This is a genomic window from Photobacterium gaetbulicola, from assembly GCF_003025515.1.
GTDB lineage: Bacteria > Pseudomonadota > Gammaproteobacteria > Enterobacterales > Vibrionaceae > Photobacterium > Photobacterium gaetbulicola.
The window spans coordinates 20,026-37,941 of record NZ_PYME01000002.1; the positions used below are offsets into that span (position 1 = coordinate 20,026).

General features: G+C 53.9%; 16 protein-coding genes. 9 read left to right on the forward strand and 7 right to left on the reverse strand.

The features are described from left to right. Nucleotides 1-16 precede the first annotated feature (16 nt). Nucleotides 17-991 carry an HTH-type transcriptional regulator CysB gene (cysB, locus tag C9J03_RS01645; protein ID WP_044623861.1) on the reverse strand — a complete coding sequence of 325 codons (975 nt, stop codon included), beginning with the start codon at nucleotides 989-991 and terminating at the stop codon, nucleotides 17-19. 318 nt (nucleotides 992-1,309) lie between these two features. On the opposite strand from cysB, the gene C9J03_RS01650 reads away from it, so the two are divergent. Both C9J03_RS01650 and miaE read left to right on the forward strand, forming a co-directional pair. Beyond that, on the forward strand, nucleotides 1,310-2,071 hold the full coding sequence (locus C9J03_RS01650) for a hypothetical protein (RefSeq protein ID WP_044624568.1): 762 nt from the start codon (nucleotides 1,310-1,312) through the stop codon (nucleotides 2,069-2,071). A gap of 151 nt (nucleotides 2,072-2,222) precedes the next feature. Continuing rightward, on the forward strand, nucleotides 2,223-3,011 hold the full coding sequence (miaE, locus tag C9J03_RS01655) for a tRNA isopentenyl-2-thiomethyl-A-37 hydroxylase MiaE (RefSeq protein ID WP_044623862.1): 789 nt from the start codon (nucleotides 2,223-2,225) through the stop codon (nucleotides 3,009-3,011). 59 nt (nucleotides 3,012-3,070) lie between these two features. On the opposite strand, the gene topA is transcribed toward miaE, so the two are convergent. Beyond that, nucleotides 3,071-5,716 carry a type I DNA topoisomerase gene (gene topA, locus C9J03_RS01660; protein ID WP_044623863.1) on the reverse strand — a complete coding sequence of 882 codons (2,646 nt, stop codon included), beginning with the start codon at nucleotides 5,714-5,716 and terminating at the stop codon, nucleotides 3,071-3,073. A gap of 665 nt (nucleotides 5,717-6,381) precedes the next feature. On the opposite strand from topA, the gene C9J03_RS01665 reads away from it, so the two are divergent. Then, on the forward strand, nucleotides 6,382-6,630 hold the full coding sequence (locus C9J03_RS01665; protein WP_039468105.1) for a YciN family protein: 249 nt from the start codon (nucleotides 6,382-6,384) through the stop codon (nucleotides 6,628-6,630). 75 nt (nucleotides 6,631-6,705) lie between these two features. Here C9J03_RS01665 and C9J03_RS01670 read toward each other — a convergent pair whose 3' ends face one another. Beyond that, nucleotides 6,706-7,122, reverse strand: a complete 417-nt coding sequence (locus C9J03_RS01670) for a DUF805 domain-containing protein (protein WP_044623864.1) — start codon at nucleotides 7,120-7,122, stop codon at nucleotides 6,706-6,708. Between the two features lie 26 nt (nucleotides 7,123-7,148). Continuing rightward, the gene (gene sohB, locus C9J03_RS01675) at nucleotides 7,149-8,210 is read right to left on the reverse strand and encodes a protease SohB (RefSeq protein ID WP_044624569.1); all 1,062 of its coding nucleotides are present in this window, start codon (nucleotides 8,208-8,210) and stop codon (nucleotides 7,149-7,151) included. Nucleotides 8,211-8,365: 155 nt separating this feature from the next. Between sohB and C9J03_RS01680 the strand changes: the two genes are divergently transcribed. Beyond that, nucleotides 8,366-9,127 carry a YciK family oxidoreductase gene (locus C9J03_RS01680; RefSeq protein WP_039458352.1) on the forward strand — a complete coding sequence of 254 codons (762 nt, stop codon included), beginning with the start codon at nucleotides 8,366-8,368 and terminating at the stop codon, nucleotides 9,125-9,127. An 88-nt stretch (nucleotides 9,128-9,215) separates the two neighbouring features. Here C9J03_RS01680 and rluB read toward each other — a convergent pair whose 3' ends face one another. The 3 genes from rluB to rnm form a co-directional block, all read right to left on the reverse strand. Then, on the reverse strand, nucleotides 9,216-10,286 hold the full coding sequence (gene rluB / locus C9J03_RS01685) for a 23S rRNA pseudouridine(2605) synthase RluB (protein WP_039458354.1): 1,071 nt from the start codon (nucleotides 10,284-10,286) through the stop codon (nucleotides 9,216-9,218). Nucleotides 10,287-10,453: 167 nt separating this feature from the next. Continuing rightward, the gene (locus C9J03_RS01690; protein ID WP_039458357.1) at nucleotides 10,454-11,074 is read right to left on the reverse strand and encodes an L-threonylcarbamoyladenylate synthase; all 621 of its coding nucleotides are present in this window, start codon (nucleotides 11,072-11,074) and stop codon (nucleotides 10,454-10,456) included. 23 nt (nucleotides 11,075-11,097) lie between these two features. Further along, nucleotides 11,098-11,964 carry an RNase RNM gene (rnm, locus tag C9J03_RS01695; protein WP_044623865.1) on the reverse strand — a complete coding sequence of 289 codons (867 nt, stop codon included), beginning with the start codon at nucleotides 11,962-11,964 and terminating at the stop codon, nucleotides 11,098-11,100. 317 nt (nucleotides 11,965-12,281) lie between these two features. Between rnm and C9J03_RS01700 the strand changes: the two genes are divergently transcribed. Genes C9J03_RS01700 through trpCF form a run of 5 tightly spaced genes read left to right on the forward strand, consistent with a single transcriptional unit; the run spans nucleotide 12,282 to nucleotide 17,915 of the window. Continuing rightward, nucleotides 12,282-13,295 carry a bifunctional 3-deoxy-7-phosphoheptulonate synthase/chorismate mutase gene (locus tag C9J03_RS01700; RefSeq protein ID WP_044623866.1) on the forward strand — a complete coding sequence of 338 codons (1,014 nt, stop codon included), beginning with the start codon at nucleotides 12,282-12,284 and terminating at the stop codon, nucleotides 13,293-13,295. Further along, nucleotides 13,292-14,875, forward strand: coding sequence for an anthranilate synthase component 1 (locus C9J03_RS01705; RefSeq protein ID WP_044623867.1), 1,584 nt, complete (start codon nucleotides 13,292-13,294; stop codon nucleotides 14,873-14,875). The genes C9J03_RS01700 and C9J03_RS01705 overlap by 4 nt, the downstream gene beginning before the upstream one ends. A gap of 10 nt (nucleotides 14,876-14,885) precedes the next feature. Further along, complete coding sequence (locus tag C9J03_RS01710; RefSeq protein ID WP_044623868.1) at nucleotides 14,886-15,485, forward strand: aminodeoxychorismate/anthranilate synthase component II; 600 nt, start codon at nucleotides 14,886-14,888, stop codon at nucleotides 15,483-15,485. Between the two features lie 46 nt (nucleotides 15,486-15,531). Then, the gene (gene trpD / locus C9J03_RS01715; protein WP_044623869.1) at nucleotides 15,532-16,542 is read left to right on the forward strand and encodes an anthranilate phosphoribosyltransferase; all 1,011 of its coding nucleotides are present in this window, start codon (nucleotides 15,532-15,534) and stop codon (nucleotides 16,540-16,542) included. A gap of 2 nt (nucleotides 16,543-16,544) precedes the next feature. Further along, the gene (gene trpCF / locus C9J03_RS01720; RefSeq protein WP_044623870.1) at nucleotides 16,545-17,915 is read left to right on the forward strand and encodes a bifunctional indole-3-glycerol-phosphate synthase TrpC/phosphoribosylanthranilate isomerase TrpF; all 1,371 of its coding nucleotides are present in this window, start codon (nucleotides 16,545-16,547) and stop codon (nucleotides 17,913-17,915) included. Nucleotide 17,916 lies beyond the last annotated feature (1 nt).

Below are 17,916 nucleotides of genomic sequence, written 5' to 3' on the forward strand. Positions count from 1 at the left end.
GCAGCCTGAGAAGGGGCTACTTCACCGGCAGCGGCATGTTGGCGAACATGGCCTCGATTTCGGCATTGGTTTTCAGCGCCACCGCCTGATCGACCACTTCCCGAGTCAGGTGCGGGGCGAAGCGCTTGATGAAATCGTACATGTAGCTCCGCAGGAAAGTCCCTTTCTTGAAACCAATCTTGGTGGTGCTGGCTTCAAAGATGTGGCTGGCGTCAATCGCCACCAAGTCACTGTCTGTTGCCGGATCCATGGCCATGCTGGCTATCACCCCAACCCCAATACCCAGCCGCACGTAAGTTTTTATCACATCCGCGTCGGTTGCGGTGAATACGATTCGCGGGGTTAAGCCCGAGCGATTGAAGGCACTGTCAAGCTCCGAGCGCCCGGTAAACCCAAACACATAGGTGACCAGCGGGTATGCAGCCAGATCATGGATGGTGATCTCCGCTTTCTGAGCCAATGGGTGATCGGCCTTGACCACAATCGAGCGGTTCCAGTGGTAACAGGGCAGCATGATCATATCCTGATACAGGTGCAGCGCCTCTGTCGCGATGGCAAAATCGGTGGTGCCTTTGGAGACCGCCTCGGCCAGTTGGCTCGGTGTACCCTGATGCATGTGCAAGGTCACTTTGGGATAACGGGCAGTGAAGCCCTGGATCACCGGCGGCAGGGCATAACGTGCCTGGGTATGGGTGGTCGCGATATTTAACGTCCCAATTTCTGGATGGGTATGCTCACCCGCCACCGACTTAATGCTATCGACCCGGGCCAGGATATCACGGGCAATTTTGACAATTGACTCCCCTGCGGGTGTCACCTGGGTCAAATGCTTGCCGCTTCGCTCAAAAACCTGCACCCCCAGCTCATCTTCCAACAGCCGGACTTGCTTACTGATCCCGGGCTGGGAAGTGTACAAGCTCTCTGCCGTGGCAGAAACGTTCAGGTTATGGTTAACAACCTCTACGATATATTTAAGTTGCTGTAGTTTCATGGTCCTGCCTAATGATCGTCCGTTATCATCTGTACCCCAGCCTTGTAGTGATGCCCGGCGCAGTTCTGTGCGGGGTTATATAACATTATGTTATATAACTTATAGACCGAGTTTCCCAGCATCGTATGTCAAATTTTCAGCCGTTAAGCGACATTTCACACAAAAAGGCATGGTTCTCTACGCTCGCCCGTACGTTTGCGCCGAAAAACTCGCCGGCTCCCGGACAGATCTCCGAGAAAGCGATTTCGCCGCTATGACCCTTTATCGATATGGTGTATCTTATAGGGCTTGATGTAAGCACGGATGGTCTTCTACCCCATGAGCATGCCACTAATTATTGGCCTGGTAAGCCTGTTGCTGATCTTGATCGTTGGCTACAACATCATTATTCAGTACCGACAGAAACTCGAAAGCACAAAGCAACAGGAATTAGCAAAATTCATCGCCATTATTGATGCAACCGAAGAGTTGATCAGTAACGCTCACCACCTTCCCTACAGTAAGGATCTGCTGGTCTGCCTAAACAAGCGGGTGCTGTTCTCGCTTCAGGCCATGAAGGAAACGGACCCATCGGATAAGTCACTACCGCAGCGAATTACCAATGTCACCGAGCAAATCGGCCAGCTCCAAGCCAACTACTCTCAGGCAGATGTGGCTAGCTTCAAAGTGCCGAGTACCGACAAGCAAGCGCTTGGCATGCTTCAGCTTGTCAAGCGACTGAAAAATGTCATCAAGAGCGAGCACAGCAAAGGTCGGATGCCGACCCAGGCCTTTGTCACCGAGAATGCCCGACTCGAAGGTATCCAGCTGAGGATCAATATCGAGAACGTGATCAAGCGCGCCAATGATGCCCGCTTAAAAAGACAGCTAGGTACAGCCAAGCAGTTGCTGAAAAAAGGCATTGATGTGTTATCAAGCAAAAATGACGACTATGCCAACCAGGCCCGCGAGAAGCTGCAGAAGATGCTGCAAGACGTTGATAGCAGCCAAAACATGAGCCACGAGCAGCAGCGCCAGCAGATGATTGATAAGGAGCAAGACGAGCTTGATGTCCTGTTCCAGCCCAAGCGCAAATGGTAACGCTGTTTGCGATATGGCAAGCAGGCTGAGACGCGCTCCAGAGACCAGGCCACCGTTACGGTGGCCTTTGTTTTTTTGGCGATTGGCACTTTCATCCCCACCGTTGGTATACTGGCTGAATATCAACAACAAGACTCAACAAACCTAACCGATGAATACAAGCCAACAGATGATCGACACGCTGCTGGAACCGATCAAGCGGTTCCTGCACTGTGAGACCCCAGACGCCTGGATCGACCAAGCCAAACAGCCACAAAACCTCACCGCGCTGCTGGTTGACCACTGCAACTGCGAACTGAAAGCCAGCCAGACTGCCATGTTTTTGATCCGCAAGTATGCGGTCGACGCCGACAGCGGAAAAGCGTTGCTGGAATGGGCCAAGCCATACGAGGAGTTCGTCTATGGTATCGAGCGAGATACCCGCAACTTTCACGGCAAGAAAAACGGTCTGGCCGCCGAGCTGAAACCCAAGGCTGATTTCGCCCACGGCCAAGAGCTCATCGACAAGATGGTTCGCCTGATCAAAGAAGAGTTCCACCACTTTGAGCAGGTACTGGACATTATGGGCAACCGCGGTATCCCCTACTCCAGCCTACGTGCCGGCCGCTATGCCAAAGGCCTGATGAAGATTGTACGCACCCATGAGCCAGGAACCTTGATTGATAAGCTGATCATCGGCGCCTACATCGAAGCCCGCTCCTGCGAGCGTTTTGCCAAGCTGGCCCCGTACCTCGATGAGGAGCTGAAGAAGTTCTATGTGTCCCTGCTGCGCTCCGAGGCCCGCCATTACCAAGACTACCTCAAACTGGCCGAGCAAATCGCAGGCGTCGATATCAGCGAGCGAGTCAAAGCCATTGGCGCGCGCGAGGCGGAGCTCATCAACAGCCCCGACGACAGCTTCCGTTTCCACAGCGGTGTGCCGGCATTCGCTATCGCTTGAGGCGATTGGCCTATAGCCATAGACTAGAAAACAAAAAACCGCCTGTCGGCGGTTTTTTATTAATCCTCAGCTTTTTCTTTCTTCGGCTTCTTGCGCTTATCGGTAATTTCCCACTTACCGTCAATGTACAGCCCCGTCCAGCCAGATGGTTTACCATCAATTTCCGAGCGGATGTAGTTCTCTTTGGTCTTGCGGCTAAAGCGAACCACGGTCGGGCGGCCATCCGGATCTTCTGTTGGCGCCTCGGTCAAATACAGGAACTTCGGTGACAGGCGGTCTTTGAAACGAACCAGCTCCTCTACCAGCGGCGCACGGGTCTCACGCGATTTAGGGAAGGTACTGGCCGCCATGAACAAGCCGGAAGCGCCATCTCGCAATACGAAGTAAGCATCAGGATCCTGGCTACATGGCAACTCAGGCAGATGAACCGGATCTTCCTTCGGCGGTGCGATTTCACCGTTCTTCAAGATCTTACGGGTATTCTTACAGGTCTCGTTGGTACAACCCATGTACTTACCGAAGCGACCGTTCTTGAGCTCCATGTCCGAGCCACACTTGTCACACTCGATAACCGGGCCATCGTAGCCCTTGAGCTTGAACTCGCCTTTCTCAACCACGTAGCCATCACAGCTCGGGTTGTTACCACACACGTGCAGCTTACGCTCGGCATCGATCAGGTACGCGTCCATCGCCGTGCTACATTTCGGACAACGCTTCTTGGCACGCAGGGCGGCCGTTTCAACGTCTTCCTCCAACACATTGACGATACCGTCCTCGTCACCTAGGTTGATGGTCGTCTTGCAACGCTCCTTCGGCGGTAAGGCATAGCCGGAACAGCCAAGGAACACACCGGTCGAAGCGGTACGGATCCCCATCGGGCGCTCACAAGTCGGGCACTTGATATCGGTCAACACAATGTTGTTCGGCTTCATGCCACCTTCAGCCTCGTCCAGCTCGGCTTTTTCCAGCTCGGTGGTGAAGTCGCTGAAAAACTTGTCCAGCACCGACTTCCAGCTCGCTTCACCCTCGGCGATTTTATCGAGGTTGCCTTCCATCCGGGCGGTAAAGTCGTAGTCCATCAGGTCTGCGAAGCTCTCGTCAAGACGATCCGAGACAATCTCACCCATCTTCTCGGCGTAGAAACGACGCTGGTCAACACGCACATAGCCTCGGTCCTGAATCGTCGAGATAATGGACGCGTAGGTTGAAGGTCGGCCGATGCCTCGTTTTTCCAGCTCTTTAACCAGCGCGGCTTCGGTAAAGCGTGCTGGTGGCTTGGTGAAGTGCTGCTTCGGCTCCAGCGATTCCAGCTTGAGCGTGTCGCCCACATGAACCATAGGCAACGTAGTATCTTCATTCTTACCCGACGGACGCTGAACTTTAGTCCAACCGGCAAAACGCAGGGTGCGACCTTTCGCCTTCAGGGTAAAGTCGCCGGCTTCCACCGTAATCGTGGTGGAATCGTATTTCGCCGGTACCATCTGACAAGAAACGAACTGACGCCAGATCAAGTCGTACAACTTGATGGCATCCTGCTCCATGCCCTCGAGGTTTTCCGCTTTCACGTCAACGCTTGATGGACGGATCGCTTCGTGCGCTTCCTGGGCATTGCCCTTGCTACCGTATACGTTCGGCGAGGACGGTAGGTAGTTATCACCATACTCGCTAGCAATAAACTCTCGCGCCGCTTCAACGGCTTCCTTCGACAGGTTGGTCGAGTCGGTACGCATATAGGTAATGTAACCGGCCTCATAGAGGCGCTGGGCCAAGCCCATGGTGCGTTTAACGCCATAGCCTAAACGAGTACTCGCCGCCTGTTGCAGCGTCGAAGTGATGTAAGGTGCTGACGGCTTACTGCTGGTTGGTCGGTCTTCACGGTCTTTGACCTGGAAGGCCGCCTTTTCCAACAGGGCTTTTGCCGCCATGGTGTCAGCTTCGTTTTCCGGACGGAACGTCTTGCCCGCCTGCTGGGCCACCATCAAACGTAGGGCATCGCTGCCGGCGGTCTGGGTGTTGGCATGCATGTCCCAGTACTCTTCTGGGTCAAACGCCTTGATTTCGCGTTCACGCTCAACAATCAGCTTAACCGCGACCGACTGTACACGGCCCGCAGAAAGACCACGCGCGACCTTTTTCCACAACAGAGGGGAAACCATAAAGCCGACCACGCGGTCGAGGAAGCGGCGTGCCTGCTGCGCATTCACGCCATCCATGTTCAGCTCTCCCGGCTGCTCGAAAGCCTGCTGGATAGCATTTTTGGTGATCTCGTTGAAAACCACTCGCTTGTAGCGCTCATCATCGCCGCCGATGATCTCACGAAGGTGCCACGCAATAGCCTCCCCTTCGCGGTCCAAATCGGTTGCGAGATAAACATAGTCAGCATCTGCCGCTAGCTTCTGTAGTTCATTGACCACTTTCTCCTTGCCAGGAAGCACCTCATATTGGGCTTCCCAGTCATGGTAAGGGTCAACGCCCATTTTATTGATTAGCGCTTTTCGTTCTTTTTCTTTTTTAATGCGCGCTTTTTCTTCTGCGCTCAAGCCCTTGGTTGAAGTAGCCGCCGCTTTTTTTCCAGTGCTACGTGCACCGGTCGGCAAATCACGAACGTGACCGACGCTTGACTTAACAACGAAGTCCTTACCCAAGTACTTATTGATTGTCTTCGCCTTGGCTGGGGACTCCACAATAACGAGAGATTTACCCATAATAATTCTATTACGTCCTCGTGCTCACAAAACTTAAAATTAAAACAACTAGTTGCACGCTAAAAAAACTAGAGCTAGCACGGCAACGCTGGTACACCAAACTGATTAAGTAACTATTTAAATCTCGAAATCCAACCGGTTGAGGACTGCTCCGGATAACTAGTTACGTAATGTGATTGGTATTTACATATTGGGCTACAATCGGAGAAGGTCAACTGCTTTTTAACAAATTGGACCCGTTTGGTTGTCCCTTCCCCACTTGTTAACAGCTGGTTACGCCATTCAATATCAGGAAAAAAGCGTGCCGACAAGACGTGCTGCAACGCGATATTCCCCTCATTTATTCCGCAATGCTAAAAACAACTGCCACAATGGGCGCTAATCATTACCACCTCAGCAACACTTTGACTATAAAAAACCGCGATTTTTTGCCGTTGCTCACAGATTTTCGGTAATTCAAACAGTTAATGCCTATTCTTTGTACCTTGCCGCTTTCTCGCCCACTTTATTTCAAGATATAGCCAGTCTCCGATAAAAATCAACAACGCCAAAAAAATGGCAGCGCCACTTGCGGACAAAATTTGTCATCACCCGACAACTCCAATACACTTAGCGACCTCGGCCGGAGACATTGCCGGCACCTGCTGTGAGATGAGAGAGACACAATGAGCACCAAACAAACCATTTCAACTGATGACCTGCTAATGATTGCCAACCAGCAAATTCAAGATCATGAAGCCTACATCGACGGTATGCGTGCCACTTCCGTTGAAGAGCGTGGCGGGGTACTGATTTTCAAAGGCGAGTTCTTCCTCGATGACAAGGGCCTGCCAACCGAAAAGACCACGGCAGTCTTCAACATGTTCAAATACCTCGCCCACCAGCTATCGCCAAAATTCACCCTGGGCAAATAATCCCGCACGGCGTTCATGGCGAATAAACAGCCCCGCTAAGGCGGGGCTGTTGACTGTCCGATGCCAAGAAAATGATCACATATCGATGGTCATGGTTTCTTTGCTGTCCTTGGACTGATCATCAGGACTCGGCGGCGGGGCTCCCCGCCCCTTAGGATCAGCACCATACTGGTTCGGCCCCGGCGTCCCATCCAAAATGCCCAATTCGACAATGACAAAGATCGGGCCGATAAGAGGCATGAAGGTCAGAATGATCCACCACGCACTCTTATTGCGATCATGCAGGCGTTTGACATTCAGTGCCACCGAAGCCCAGAACACAAACACCAAGACCACAATCGACAAAATATTCAGCAATGGGTTGCCCGCATTTTCCGGCGTCGAATAAAGAAACACCGGCAGCGATACCAACAGCACCGGGATACTGTAGATCCAGTAATCGCGACGGCGCATCCGTCCTTGAAATGAGAACAAGGCCCACTTTTGATCCATCGTAACCTCTTTATACAGCTGGATGTTTAAACAATAGGACGCTGGCCGCGACTGATCCATTTCAGCAGCAAGTTATCAGCGGCATCACCGGTGGCACCAGCCAGCTTTTCAGCCAGTTTTTTACGCTGAACGTAGCGAACCTGCAGGACTTCACGCTCCTGGCAAGAGCGGCTGATGTAATCATCGCTGGTACCAATTTCATCCACTAGACCAAGCTCAAGCGCCTGCTTGCCGAACCAGTGCTCACCGGTCGCAACCTTGACGAGATCCAGCTCCGGGCGGTGCTCAGACACGAAGGCCTTGAACAGGCCGTGGGTTTCTTCGATCTCGCTCTGGAATTTCTCACGGGCCTTGTCGGTATTTTCACCGAACATGGTCAGGGTGCGCTTGAACTCACCCGCGGTAATTTGCTCAAACTCAATATCGTTTTTCTTCAGTACCTTATTGAAGTTTGGCAACTGGGCAATCACGCCGATAGAGCCGACGACCGCAAACGGGGCTGAGATAATTTTATCGGCAACACAGGCCATCATATAGCCGCCGCTGGCTGCGACTTTATCGACAGAAATGGTTAGCTTGATACCCGCGGCTTTGAGACGGTCAAGCTGGGAAGACGCCAAACCGTAGCCGTGGACCATACCGCCGCCCGTTTCGAGGCGCAGCAACACTTCATCACCTTCCATTGCCACAGCAAGGATCGCCGTCACTTCCTCACGCAGTGAAGCCACTTCACGGGCATCAATGCTGCCATGGAAGTCCAGCACAAACAGCCGGGGCTCACGAGAGTGCGACAAGTCACCTTGTTTGGCCGCTTGCTTGACTTCGTTCTGTCGTGCCTTGTGCTTTTCCTTGTCCGCTTTCTTTTCCGCCTTGTCACGCGCCTTGAGCAAAGGCTTATCAAACAAGTGAGACTCCAGTTGATGCACGGTGTGCTTGTACTGCTCAGTCAAGTCAGTGACTTCTAGCTCACCTTTCTGGTTCCCATGATGGCCTTTCACTGTTTTAGCCACCACCAGAATCGCGATGAAGGCAATAACCACCGTGGCAATCTTGGCTAGGAACAATCCATAATCAAACAAAAAATCCAATGTCGAGTCCTCATTTTTTGACATTCAGCCATTGTAACCAAGTTGTCACCCATATCGCTATCGCAATATAGCTAAACAGCGTCAAGATGCGCGTTTAAGCGGGAATAATTTGGGTATACAATGGGCTGACGAAAAAACCAATAAGGAAGTACACAGTGGATTATCAAATCGCTGAAAACTCACTGAAAGATAGAGTTATTCTGGTAACCGGAGCGGGTGATGGAATTGGCCGCCAGGCAGCCATCAGCTATGCCGCCCATGGCGCAACCGTTATCCTGCTCGGCCGCACGGTTGCCAAGCTAGAAGCCGTTTATGACGAGATTGAGTCTCTGGGCTACCCGCAGCCAGCGATTATCCCGATGGATATGATGGGCGCCACCAAGCAGAACTACCTCGACATGGCAGACACTATCGAGGGACAATTCGGCCGCTTGGACGGGGTGCTGCACAATGCTTCGCTACTGGGTGTGCTCAGCCCGTTTGACCAACTTGGCGAAGATACCTACGACGACGTGATGCAGGTCAACGTCAAAGCCCAGTTCCTGTTGACCCAAGCGATAATGCCACTGGTGAAAAAAGCCGAAGACGGCCGCATTGTCTTCACCTCATCGACGGTGGGCCACCAGGGCCGCTCGTTCTGGGGGGCTTATTCGATGTCGAAATTTGCCACCGAGGGCATGATGCAGATCCTGGCCGATGAAATGGCCAACACCAATGTCCGAGTCAACGCCATCAACCCAGGCGGTACCCGTACCGGTATGCGCGCCAAAGCCTTCCCGGCCGAAGACCCATCACTGCTGAAGACCCCGGAAGAGATCATGCCATTGTATCTTTATCTGATGGGCCCGGAGAGCAAAGACGTCAACGGCGAGTGCATTGACGCCCAGCCAAAGCGCAAACCTGGCGCTGCTAGCTAGTAGGCTTCCCTGCCTCAGATAACAAAAAAGCAGCCACTGGCTGCTTTTTTCATTCTTGATCCCAAGCGGGCTTCATTTTATGTACGCGCTATTTACGGGTACGAGGCTTGGCCGGCTTGTTCTTCAGTGGGTTACGACGGTTCGCGGCGTTACCTGACGGCTTGCGACGAGAAGCGTTGTTACCCTCTTCACCTTGGTGACGGCGGTTCGAGGTGTTGCCAGCAGGCTTACGACGTGGTGCCTGATTGCTGTCTTCACCTTGGTTACGGCTCGATGAGCGGCGCTGATCCTGACGGCCACGGCGACCGCGACCGGTATCTTCGTTCAGGCGCTCTTCATGACGGCGCACGGCACGGCGGATCTGACGAACACCGCGTTTACGCTTCTGGCCTTCAACCGTCAACATGGTCTCGGTTTCAGCTGGCAGCTCAACTTTCTCACGCAGGTAGTTTACCTCGTTAAGTTCAAGCTCCATCCAACCGCCACGAGGCAAGTCTTTAGTCAAGAAGATATCACCGTAGCGAACACGCTTCAGGCGGCTTACCGTTACGCCCTGTGAATCCCACAAACGACGAACCTCGCGGTTACGACCTTCAGTGATCACCACGTAGAAGGTATGGTTCATACCCTCACCACCGGCGTAAACCACGTCTTCGAAACGTGCCATGCCGTCTTCCAGCTCAACACCCTTAACCAGGTTGCGCACCATCTCTTCGGTCACTTCACCGAATACACGCACCATGTACTCACGCTCAACGCAGCGGCTTGGGTGCATCAGGCGATTAGCCAGCTCACCATCAGTGGTGAACAGCAGCAGACCCGCGGTGTTGGCATCAAGACGGCCAACCGATACCCAACGACCGCCATTGAGGCGAGGCAGACGATCAAATACCGTGCGACGGCCTTCTGGATCGTGGCGGGTACACAGTTCACCTTCAGGTTTGTTGTACGCCAATACTCGGCAAACTTCTTCTGAAGACGATACCAACTGGATTTTGTGGCCATCAATGCGGACATTGACTGACAGATCTTCCAGTCGGTCACCAAGCTTGGCTACCTTACCGTCGATACTGACTCGACCCTGCTGGATCATTAATTCGATTTCTCGGCGAGACCCCTGGCCAGAACGTGCCAGTACCTTCTGTAATTTTTCACTCATTAGACAAACCTTTGTCGCCTTCACAGGCGTCGAAATATCATCGTGCTTTAAGCCATCTTAAAGCGATGGCGGATTATGCCAAAAGCTTAGCTGAGATACCACAGAAAACACCTTGTTAGCCCGGTATTTCCCCTCACACCCCAACCCGATAGCCAACCTTGCGCATATCACTCAAACGGCGACGGATCACCGGCACCAACGCGGGCGATTTCAATATCGTCATTACTGAAGTCGATCACCGTGGTCGGCTGCTCACCAAGATAACCACCGTTGATGATCAAATCCACCGCATGCTCAAGCTGGTCGCGGATCTCATCCGGATCGGATTCCGTGTTTTCGTTGCCCGGCAGGATCAAAGAGGTCGACATCATCGGCTCACCCAGCGCTTCGAGCAGAGCCAGCGCAATGGCATTGTCCGGTACACGGATACCTATGGTCTTCCGCTTCGGATTCATCAGGCGGCGCGGCACTTCCTTGGTCCCTTTGAAAATAAAGGTGTAGGCACCCGGGGTGTTATTGCGGAGCAAGCGGTACGCGGCGTTATCCACACGGGCATACAGCGAAAGCTCAGACAAATCGCGGCACAGCAAGGTAAAATTATGCTTATCGTTCAAGCGACGGATCTGGCAGATCCGCTCCAGTGCCGATTTATTTTCCAGCTGACAGCCAAGCGCATAGCCCGAATCGGTCGGGTAGACGATCACCCCACCATTGCGAATAATGGCTACCGCCTGATTAATCAAGCGGACCTGTGGTGTTTCAGGGTGAACATAAAAAAACTGACTCATTCTTCCTCCATCGGGAGTGCAACCTAGTCGCGCACTTCCTCTTCAATGCGTTTCTTCTCAACGCTCCAGTCCTGCCAGACTTCAGTCGCGCCCTTGGGTAACCACAAGTTGCGGCCAAGTTCGGTCCATGGCGAGGCATAATGGAAATCAGAGCCCTGCGAAGCGAGTAATTGGTAATCGATTGAATAGTCGCCAAGCAAGCGCCTTTCCTGAGGTGACTGCTGCGGCTGCGCCACTTCCATCGCATCCCCATTGGCTTCGACAAAAGCGGTAAGTAAGCGTTTTTGCCATTTTGCGGTCATATTGTAACGGCCGGGGTGGGCAAGCACTGCCTGGCCGCCAGCTTGGTGAATGGCTTCCACCGCCTCAGCCATCGAGCACCAGTTAGGTGGCACATAGCCAGGGTTGTTGCGGGTCAGGAACTTCTTGAAGACCGCCTGCATGTTCTTGGCATAACCCTGCTCAACAATCCATTGGGCAAAATGGGCACGGGTAAGCGTCGCCCCATTGGCTATGGCCTTGGCCCCTTCCAGTGCCCCCGGCATCCGGTTCTTTTCCAACCGCTCCCCCATCAAGGCGGCACGGTCGGCACGGCGCTGCGCCTGCGCTTCAATCATCTGGACAATCGCTGGGTGCTCGGGATCAATATTCAACCCGACAATGTGAATATCAAAATTTCGCCAAAGTGTCGATATTTCAATGCCTTTGATGAGAGTTAAAGGCAGATTTTCTGCTTCAATCAATTGCTCGGCAGCCGCCAAACCCGCCACCGTATCGTGATCGGTGATCGCCAGCACATCGACCCGGCGCTCGACAGCGCGCAACACAAGTTCTTCTGGCGACAGCCGACCATCCGATGCGGTGGTGTGGCTGTGTAAATCAAACAACATAAATTATCTTCTTGACTTTACTCTATCGAACTAGTTTACTAGTACGCAGTTACCCAGTGCTACACGGGTGATCCAGTATATTCACTGAGAGCCGGTATAACACTGAAAGGATATTTACATGGTACAGCAAATTCACCGTCAGCTCTGCGCTTTCTCATCTTGGTGGTGGCACTTCCCAACGCGGGTGGTGTGATTGGCTGTGCCTCAAACAGATTACACAAACCCGCCATGACGCGGGTTTTTTTATACCCAATTCTGCCAAAAAACAAATTTTACCGGTGCGCCCCGAGAGAGCAGCGCCTTGAAAGGAAAAGATTATGATCATCGTTCTCAAGCCAAATGCCACCGAGCAACACGCCAAAGAAATCCTTGCCCGTATCGAAGGCGCAGGCCTAAAACCGCTGTACATGCCAGGCGTGGAACGCATCGTCCTGGGGGCATTGGGTGATGAGCGCGTTCTCCAACAATTGCACCTTGATGCTTACCCTTGTGTCGAGAACGTCAAGCCAATCCTCACCAAGTACAAAATGGTCAGCCGTGAAGTACAGGCTCACGATACAGTGGTTCGCTTCGGTAATGCCTCCGTCGGCGGCGACAAGTTTGCGGTGATTGCCGGCCCTTGCTCGGTTGAATCTGAAGAGCAACTTTTGAGCGTGGCCGAAGTAGTGAAAAAGCACGGCGCCGTGGCGCTTCGCGGCGGCGCTTACAAGCCGCGTACCAGCCCATATGATTTCCAGGGCATGGGGGTAGAAGGGTTGAAGCTTCTGAAAAAAGCCAACGAGCAGCTGGGTATTCCGACAGTCTCTGAGGTGATGGAAGTCAGCCAGATGGATTCAATGTGTGAATACATCGACTGCCTTCAGATTGGCGCACGCAATATGCAGAACTACGCGCTGCTAAAAGCGGTAGGTGAAAGCAAAAAACCGGTCTTGCTCAAACGCGGACTTTCAGCCACTATCGAGGAGCTGTTACTCGCGGCGGAATACATCTACGATGCAGGCAACCCAAATATCATCCTGTGTGAGCGAGGGATCCGTACCTACGAGACAGCAACACGTAACACATTGGATTTGAACGCTGTGGCTTACCTCAAGCAACGCACCCACCTGCCGGTGGTCGTAGACCCTAGCCATGGTACGGGCGTGCGTGAGTTGGTGATCCCACTATCACGCGCCGCCGCCGCGGTTGGTGCCGATGGCATTATCGTCGAATCGCACCTTAACCCGTGTGAAGCCTTGTCGGACGGCCACCAGGCCTTGACCGGTCCAATGTTTGAACAGTTGATGCAAGAGTTGAAACCGTTTGTAGAAGCGGCAGGGAGAACGCTGTGAATACCAACCCCCTAGGCGTCGGCGAGCTGGAACTGCTCAGCCTCGATGTCCCCTATGTTGCGGATCCGACGGAGCTGTATTACTCCGTCTGTGGCGACCGCCCATACAACCTATTGCTGGAGTCGGCCGAGATCGACTCCAAACAAGATCTCAAGAGCCTGATGCTCATCGACGCGGCGGTGCGTATTGTCTGCCGCGGCAAAGTGGTCACCCTGGAAGCCTTGACCGATAACGGCCTCAATGTACTGCAGACCCTGGAGGGCAAGATGCCCGCCGATATCACCGCAGAACGTCAAGGTCGCCAACTCGCGTTGAGGTTCCCATCGGCAGAACGCGCTCTGGATGAAGACAGCCGTCTGCGCCAGACTTCCTCGTTTGATGCATTACGCATGATCCAGCACGCCTTCAATATTGCTGGTCACCCGCGTGAAGCGCTATTTATTGGCGGCCTATTCGCCTACGACGTGGTTGACGGTTTCGAGCCGTTGCCAGGTGTCAAACAGGACAACCGCTGCCCGGACTACCTATTCTACATTGCCGAAACGCTGCTAGTGATTGACCACCAGCGCCGCAAAGGCAAATTGCAGGCCACCCTGTTCGGGGGTGACGAGTACACCTCGAGCTATTTCGAACTCAGCCGCCGCCTGCAGCACATCAAGGAGGCCTGCCTCGAGCCGATGCCGCTGCCAGCCGCACAGCTCCTTGATGAGTGCGAACCAGTTGCCAGCGTGAGTGACGAAGACTTCTGTCAGCAGGTATTGGACCTCAAACAACATGTCATCAATGGAGATGTGTTCCAGGTGGTGCCGTCGCGACAGTTTACCCTGCCGTGCCCGTCTCCACTTAATGCTTATAAAGAGCTTAAAATCGGCAACCCGAGCCCGTACATGTTCTACCTGCAAGATGCCGACTTCACCCTGTTCGGCGCGTCGCCGGAAAGTGCGCTTAAATACTGCACCGAGAGCAACCAGATCGAGATCTACCCGATTGCCGGTACCCGTCGTCGCGGCAAGAACCCGGATGGTTCAATCAATCTGGATCTCGATGGTCGAATCGAGCTTGAGCTGCGCTGCGACATGAAGGAGAACGCCGAGCACATGATGCTGGTTGATTTGGCCCGTAACGATGTTGCTCGTATCAGCGAGCCGGGTAGCCGCTATGTCGCAGATTTACTTGCCGTCGACCGCTATAGCCATGTGATGCACCTGGTATCCCGTGTTGTCGGCCAGCTGCGCGGCGATCTGGATGCCTTGCACGCTTATCAGGCCTGTATGAACATGGGCACCCTGACTGGCGCACCAAAAATCCGTGCCATGCAGCTTATCCGTGAGGTCGAACAGCGCCGTCGGGGCAGTTATGGCGGTGCAGTCGGCTATCTGACGGGCCACGGTGATATGGATACCTGTATCGTGATCCGCTCGGCCTATGTCGAAGATGATGTTGCCAGCGTACAAGCCGGTGCCGGTGTGGTTTACGACTCTGTCCCTCAGGCAGAAGCCGATGAAACCCGTGGTAAGGCGCAAGCGGTGATCACCGCTATTCGCAAGGCACACAGTGCCCCTGACCGTCAATCGCACTAAGGAGTCGCTGATGTCCCTACCCCATATTGTATTGCTTGATAACTTTGACTCCTTTACCTACAACTTGGTTGACCAGTTCCGCTCGCTGGGCTGCGAGGTAACGATTTACCGCAACAGCCTGACCGTCGAGCAAATGGAACAAGCACTAGCTGAGAAAAACAATCCGGTACTGGTGTTGTCACCGGGCCCGGGTGCCCCTGCCGATGCGGGCTGTATGCCTGAGCTAATCAAACAGGTTCGCGGCAAAATCCCGATGATTGGCATCTGCCTCGGCCACCAGGCCATTGTCGAAGCCTATGGCGGCAAAGTGTCGGGCGCAGGCGAAATCGTCCATGGCAAATCGGCCATGATGAGCCACAGCGGCCATAGCGTCTTTGGCGATCTGCCCAGCCCGCTGTCGATTGCCCGTTACCACTCGCTGGTTGCCGAAACGGTACCCGAGAGCCTGAATATTATTGCCGATGTTGACGGCCTGGTCATGGCGGTGACCAATGATGAGGATCGGGTGTGCGGTTACCAATTCCACCCGGAATCTATCCTCACCACCCAAGGTGCCCAGCTACTGACCAATACGCTGGCGTGGGTCACGTCGCCAACGACCAACCAATAATGAGCGAACCAAGAATCAGCCGGTATAGACAACAAGGATTTTTATTATGGATGCGACCATCTACACCATTGCCAACAAGCTTTACGATCAACAGGCACTGAGCCAAGAAGAGAGCCAGACCCTGTTCGATGCCATCATCAAGGGTGAAGTCGAACCCGTACTGCTGTCTGCGGTACTGACAGCATTGAAAATCAAAGGCGAAACCCCGGCTGAAATCGCCGGTGCCGCCAAAGCATTGCTGGCCAATGCCAACCCGTTCCCGAGCCCAGAGTACGACTTTGCCGACATCGTCGGTACCGGTGGCGACGGTGCCAATACCATCAATATCTCGACCACCGCGGCTTTCGTCGCTGCCGCCTGTGGCGTGAAGGTCGCCAAGCACGGTAACCGCGGTGTCTCAAGCAAGTCAGGCTCTTCAGACTTGCTAGATAAATTCGGTATCAACCTGGCAATGAAGCCAGAAACGGCCCGTGAAGCCCTTGATGACCTGGGTGTCTGCTTCCTGTTCGCTCCTGAATACCATGGTGGCGTACGCCATGCGATGCCGGTTCGCCAAACGCTGAAAACCCGTACCATCTTCAACGTGCTGGGACCGCTGATTAACCCGGCTCGTCCTAACATCGAGCTAATGGGGGTCTACGACGCTTCGCTGGTTCGCCCGATTGCCGAGACCATGGCAGCGATGGGCATGAAGCGTGCTGCGGTTGTCCACGGCAGTGGCCTGGACGAAGTGGCAATCCATGGCGAAACCACGGTGGCTGAAATCATCAATGGTGAAATCACCGAGTACACCTTGACGCCTGCTGACTTTGGCCTTGAAAGCCACCCGCTCGAAGCGATCAAGGGTGGTGAGCCAGAAGAAAACCGTGCCATTATTACCAATATCCTGACCGGTAAAGGCACCGATGCCCAGATGGCCGCCGTGGCTGTCAACGTGGCCCTGCTGCTTCGCCTGTTCGGCCAGGAAGATCTCAAAGCCAATGCCGAGAAGGCCATCAATATCATGAAGTCTGGCAAAGCCTTTGAGCTTGTCGGCCAACTTGCAGCACGAGGTTAAGCATGGAAACAGTTCTAGCCAAAATTGTCGCCGACAAACGTATTTGGGTTGAAGCGCGCAAAGCCGAGCAGCCATTGGCATCGTTCAAAGACAGCCTAGTACCGAGCGACCGTCGCTTCTACGAGGCGCTATCGGGCGATCAGGCGGCGTTTATTCTGGAATGCAAAAAAGCCTCACCGTCCAAAGGCTTGATCCGTCAGGATTTCGACCTCGACATGATTGCCCGGGTATACAACGGCCATGCCAGCGCCATTTCGGTACTGACCGACGAGAAGTATTTCCAGGGCAGCTTTGACTTCCTGCCCGTGGTCCGCGACCAAGTGACCCAACCGGTCTTGTGCAAGGACTTCATGATTGATACCTATCAGGTCTATCTTGCTCGCCACTACCATGCCGATGCCATCTTGCTGATGCTGTCAGTATTGAACGATGATGAATACCGTGAACTGGCCGAGGTTGCCGAGCAGCTCAACCTGGGGATCCTGACCGAAGTCAGCAACGAGGCGGAGCTTGAGCGCGCTATCGCCCTCAAGGCCAAGGTGGTGGGGATCAACAACCGTAACCTGCGCGATCTCAGCATTGATCTCAACCGTACTAAAGAGCTAGCCCCACGCCTGCCGGAAGGCACGATTGTGATTTCCGAGTCGGGGATCTACAACCACCAGCAGGTGCGCGAACTGGCGGCTTATGCCAACGGCTTTTTGATCGGCAGTTCACTGATGGCCGAAGACAACCTTGAACTGGCCGTCCGACGGGTACTACTGGGCGACAACAAAGTCTGCGGCTTGACCCATGCCGACGATGCAGCCGCCGCCTACCAGAGCGGGGCGGTGTACGGCGGCCTGATCTTCGTCTCCTCCTCCCCTCGGGCTGTCGATATCGAGCAGGCGCGGATGATCATGAGTGGTGCGCCGCTGAAATACGTCGGTGTTTTCCGCAACGCTGATCCCCAAGCCGTTGCCAAAGCCGCCAAAGCCCTGTCGCTGGCTGCGGTCCAGCTGCACGGCGACGAGGATCACGACTATATTGCCGCCCTGAAGGGACAATTGCCTACAGAGTGCGAGATCTGGAAAGCCCACGGCGTTACCGACCACGCACCAGAGCTGGAAAAATGGCAGGTCGACCGCCACCTGCTCGATAGCAAAGTCGGCAGCCAGTCTGGCGGCACCGGCGTCGCATTTGACTGGAGCCTGATCCCTGACGAGCAAAAGCAAATCACCATGCTGGCCGGAGGCCTCACCCCAGACAATGTCTGTGAAGCGGCCAGCCTTGGCTGCCGGGGGCTGGATTTGAATTCCGGGGTAGAAAGCGAGCCCGGCCAAAAAGACCCAACAAAATTGAAAGCGGCTTTCGCGGCTATTAGAAAGTATTAAG